Annotated in this window: 5 protein-coding genes; 4 read left to right on the top strand and 1 reads right to left on the bottom strand. The window is 67.7% G+C overall.

The features are described 5' to 3' along the window. On the top strand, positions 1–1,693 hold a 1,693-nt coding region (katG, locus tag ACLML9_RS27885; RefSeq protein ID WP_411948293.1), incomplete at its 5' end, for a catalase/peroxidase HPI. Positions 1,694–1,771: 78 nt separating this feature from the next. Here the strand turns inward: katG and ACLML9_RS27880 are convergent. After that, entirely contained in the window at positions 1,772–2,416 is a 645-nt protein-coding gene (locus tag ACLML9_RS27880) for a dihydrofolate reductase family protein (RefSeq protein WP_411948292.1), read from the bottom strand. Between the two features lie 59 nt (positions 2,417–2,475). Here ACLML9_RS27880 and ACLML9_RS27875 point away from each other — a divergent pair, with 59 nt between their 5' ends. The 3 genes from ACLML9_RS27875 to ACLML9_RS27865 form a co-directional block, all read left to right on the top strand. Then, positions 2,476–3,042: a winged helix-turn-helix transcriptional regulator gene (locus tag ACLML9_RS27875; protein WP_411948291.1), complete on the top strand. Its 567-nt coding sequence runs from the start codon at positions 2,476–2,478 to the stop codon at positions 3,040–3,042. Between the two features lie 392 nt (positions 3,043–3,434). Beyond that, entirely contained in the window at positions 3,435–4,295 is an 861-nt protein-coding gene (locus tag ACLML9_RS27870) for an SDR family NAD(P)-dependent oxidoreductase (protein WP_411948290.1), read from the top strand. A 41-nt stretch (positions 4,296–4,336) separates the two neighbouring features. After that, the coding region (locus ACLML9_RS27865; RefSeq protein ID WP_411948289.1) for a helix-turn-helix domain-containing protein at positions 4,337–4,597 on the top strand (261 nt) is incomplete at its 3' end.

Genomic DNA, 4,597 nt, shown 5'->3' with positions numbered 1-4,597 from the left:
GGGATTCGAGACCTTCGGCTTCGCCGGCGGCCGCGCCGATCTGTGGGAACCGGACGAGGACGTCTACTGGGGCCCCGAATCGGTATGGCTCGAAGACGAACGCTACACCGGTGACCGCGACCTGGAGAGCCCGCTGGGTGCGGTCCAGATGGGGCTGATCTATGTGAACCCCGAAGGCCCGAACGGTAATCCGGACCCGCTGGCCTCGGCCGTGGACATCAAGGAAACGTTCGGCCGGATGGCGATGGACCACGAGGAGACCGTCGCCCTGATCGCCGGCGGCCACACCTTCGGCAAGACCCACGGCGCGGGTGATGCCGCGCTGGTCGGCGCCGAACCCGAGGGCGGGCTCATCGAGCAGCAGGGTCTCGGCTGGAAGAGCACGCACGGCACCGGTAAGGCCGGCGACGCGATCACCAGCGGCCTGGAGGTCACCTGGACCACCAGGCCGACCCAGTGGAGCAACGATTTCTTCGAGATCCTGTTCGGTTACGAATGGGAGCTCACCCAGAGCCCGGCCGGCGCCAACCAGTGGGTGGCCAAGGACGCCGACGCGATCATTCCGGACGCGCATTCGGATGCCCGCAAGAAGCCGACGATGCTGACCACCGACCTCGCCCTGCGTTTCGACCCCGAGTTCGAGGTCATCTCGCGTCGCTTCCTGGAGAACCCGGACCAGTTCGCGGACGCCTTCGCCCGCGCCTGGTACAAGCTGACCCACCGCGATATGGGCCCGATCGAACGATACCGTGGCGCGGAGGTGCCCTCCGAGGTACTGCTCTGGCAGGATCCCATCCCGGCCGTGGACTTCGAAGTGATCGACGAGGCCGAGATCGCCGCGCTCAAGGAGCAGGTGCTGGCCACGGGCCTGACCGTGCCGCAGCTGGTTTCCACGGCGTGGGCGTCGGCGTCGACATTCCGGTCCAGTGACAAGCGCGGCGGCGCCAACGGCGCCCGCATCCGGCTGGAACCGCAGAAGAGCTGGGATATCAACGAACCCGAGCAGCTGGCGACCGTACTGAGCGCCCTGGAGAAAATCCAGGAATCGTTCAACGGCGCCCAGAGCGGCGGCAAAAAGGTAACGCTGGCCGACCTGATCGTGATCGCCGGCGCCGCCGGTGTAGAGGAGGCCGCGAAGGCGGCGGGCGTGCAGGTCACCGTGCCGGTGGTGCCCGGTCGTAACGACGCGCTGCAGGAGCAGACCGATATCGATTCCTTCGGTGTGCTCGAACCGCGCGCCGACGGGTTCCGCAACTACATCGGCAAGGGACACCGGCTGCCGTCGGAGCACCTGCTGATCGACCGCGCGAACCTGCTGAACCTGACCGCGCCGGAAATGACCGTACTGGTCGGCGGCCTGCGGGTACTGGGCGCGAACTACAAGCAGTCGCAGCAGGGCGTGTTCACCGGCAACGTCGGGACGCTGACCAACGATTTCTTCGTGAACCTGCTCGATATGGGTATCGAGTGGAAGTCCATCGACGAATCCCAGGAGACCTTCGAGGCCCGCGATACCGCGACCGGCGAGGTCAAGTGGACCGGCACCCGCTACGACCTGCTGTTCGGCTCGAACTCCGAACTGCGCGCGGTGGCCGAGGTGTACGCGGCCGACGACGCGAAGGAGAAGTTCGTGCGTGACTTCGTCTCCGCCTGGAACAAGGTCATGAACGCGGATCGGTTCGATCTGGCCTGATCCGGCCGGTGTGACCCCACCGCGGTCGCGGATCGCCCGGGAATCTTCGGATTCCCGGGCGATCCGTCGTTTCCGGGGTCAGCGCCGCCAGAAGAAATGGTGGACGACCCCGCTGGGGCTGGGGATCTGCTCCAGGTGAAATCGATCGGTGAGTTCTTCGGGCCGCTCCCAGAGGCGTTCACCGTCGCCGAGTTCATTCGGCGCCACCGCAATGTGCAGGGTGTCGATGAGGTCGGCGGCGAGGAATTCGCGCACCGTGGCCACCCCGCCGCCGATGCGCACATCGCGGCCGTCGGCGGCGGCCAGTGCTTCCTTCAGGACTTCTTCGCAGGTTGCGTCGCGGAAGTGGAAGGTGGTGTCGGCGAGGGTGAACGAGGGCCGGGGGTGGTGGGTGAGGACGAAGACGGGGGTGCGGAACGGGGGTTCGTCGCCCCACCAGCCCTGCCAGTCGTAGTTCTCCCAGGGGCCGCGCTGCGGCCCGAATTTGTTGCGGCCCATGATTTCGGCGCCGATATTGTGGGCGAAATCGCGGGTCAGATAGTCGTCGAGACCGCGGGTCCCGCCGGGATCGGTGCGGTTGACCCAGCTGGCGGTGGCGCCGGCCCAGGACATCATGACGCCCGGGTCGGCGTGGCCGAACGGGCGTTCCAGGCTCTGGCCGAGCCCGGATCCGTAGCCGTCGGCGGAGACGGTGAAGCACTGCACACGGACGAGTTGGGTCATTGCGAAATCCTAACTGGTTGTAGTATGCAATCGGTTGAGAACTTACCTAGACTGATCTCATGACGCAACCAGTTTCGCCGGAAGTGCTGCCCGTGCCGCCCGGAAAATCCGGCTGCCCGATCAACAGGACGATGGAACTGCTCGGTGACCGGTGGAGCCTGATAGTGCTGCGCGACATCATGTTCAGCGGCAACACCCACTTCCGCGAACTGCTCGGCGCGTCCATGGAGGGCATCGCGTCGAATATGCTCGCCGCGCGGCTGGCCAAACTCGCCGACGCCGGCCTGCTCACCCGCGACGACGACCCGACCCATCGGCAGAAGGTCGAATACCACCTCACCGAAGCCGCGATCGGACTGGTGCCGGTGATCACCGAATTGGGCGCCTGGGGTGCGCGCTGGCTACCCACCACACCGGAGCTGGCCGTGCGAGCGCAGTTGCTCGCCGACGGGGGGCCGGCACTGCGGGAGCGGTTCATGAGCGAACTCCGCGATATCCACCTGCGGCGGCGACCGGCGCCGGATCGTGGAGTGCTCGCCGAATTGACTGCGGCCTATCTGCGGGTCGCCGAGAGTTCAGGGGTGCGGGCAGGCGAAGGCGGCGAGGGGGCATCGACGGACGCGTAGGCCGGGCCGCCCGATCCGAGTGACCACCGGGTCCGGGACCCGGCAGGAGCTCCATATCGAGGTCGGGGCACAACTCCCCTGCCGTGATCGCGGCGGCCGGTCGAGTGGCGCCGGGGTAGCGGCAGTCGCTCCCGGTAGGTAGACGGCGGGCGCGGTGTCCCGCTGCATTTCGACGAATCTCGCCCATAGGAGCGGCCTCGGCGCAGGGATCGGGAGCCCCGCAATCGCCTTGTCGTGGAAGGTCGCAGATCGGTGGCGGATATCGCGGGGACCGGGCGGGACCAGCCCATCTTCGTACAATATTGACGAGACGGACCGTATCGTCTTGACAGGGACGAATTCGGCTGACACTCTTGTCGAGACGCAACGTCTCGTTTCTGAAAGGGGTCTTCGTGACCAGAACATGGTTCATCACCGGCGCCAACCGCGGCCTCGGACGCGCCTTCACCGAAGCCGCTCTCGCCCACGGCGACCACGTGATCGGCACCGCCCGGGACCCGCACACCATGGCGGACCTCGCGCAGGAACGGCTCACCGTGCTACCGCTCGACGTCCGCGACCGCGACCAGGTGCAGGCCACCGTGCAGCAGGCCGTCGAGGTCACCGGCGCCCTCGACATCATCGTCAACAACGCCGGATACGGTCTCGTCGGTGCGGTCGAGGAATTCGGCGAAGCCGAGATCCGCGACCAGCTGGACACCAATTTCTACGGTGCCGTCTGGGTCTGTCAGGCCGCGCTCCCCCACCTGCGGGCCCGGGGCAGCGGTCATATCGTGCAGATATCCACCGTCGGCGCGGTCGGCAGCATGCCGCTGTTCGGCATGTACAACGCCGGGAAATGGGCGCTGGAAGGATTCAGCGCGGCACTGGCCGACGAGCTCCGCCCCTTCGGTGTCGCCGTCACCATCGCGCAACTGGGCGGGTTCGCCACCGACTGGGCCGGCTCCAGTATGCGTTTCGCCACCGCGCACCCCGCCTACGCCGACCTGCGCACCGCGATCCTGGGCACCCCCGACTATCCCGATCCGCACGCCGCGCCCACCGGCCCGCCCGAACCCGAGCAGGCCGCGGAGCCCGGGTGGGTGGATGCCGACCCGGCGGTGGCCGCCGCGGCCGTCCTGGAACTGGTGGACCTGCCCGACCCGCCGCTGCGCACGATCATCGGGCCGGGAGCCCGGCAGATGGTGGCCATGGCATTGGATCAGCGGCGCCTGGACTACCGCCGCGACCCCGAATTCCAGTGGCCCGCATGAACGCTCGCTCCGGCGGGAGCCGGGCGCAGTAGCGTGGCGGCATGAGCACCGAACTCCCCGCCTTCGCGCGGCAGGCCTGGCGCCTGCTCGAACCGCTGCATGCTGTCACCTACTTCTCACCCGAGCCGCTGCAGGCACTGAAAGCGGCAGGGTATCGCGGGTTCTGGATGGGTTACTTCGCCGGTCGCGCCGCCCCGCTCGGCGCGGCGGGGCCCGAAGTGGTGCACGCGCTGTTCTACAACTTCACCGCGAGTGCGTGGCGCGCCTCCTCGTGGAGCACATCGAGCAGGTCCTGCTCCAGC

The sequence above is a fragment of the Nocardia sp. NPDC002869 genome, from assembly GCF_046764065.1.
Classification (GTDB): domain Bacteria; phylum Actinomycetota; class Actinomycetes; order Mycobacteriales; family Mycobacteriaceae; genus Nocardia; species Nocardia rhamnosiphila.
This window is presented reverse-complemented; position numbering and strand designations above follow the sequence as displayed.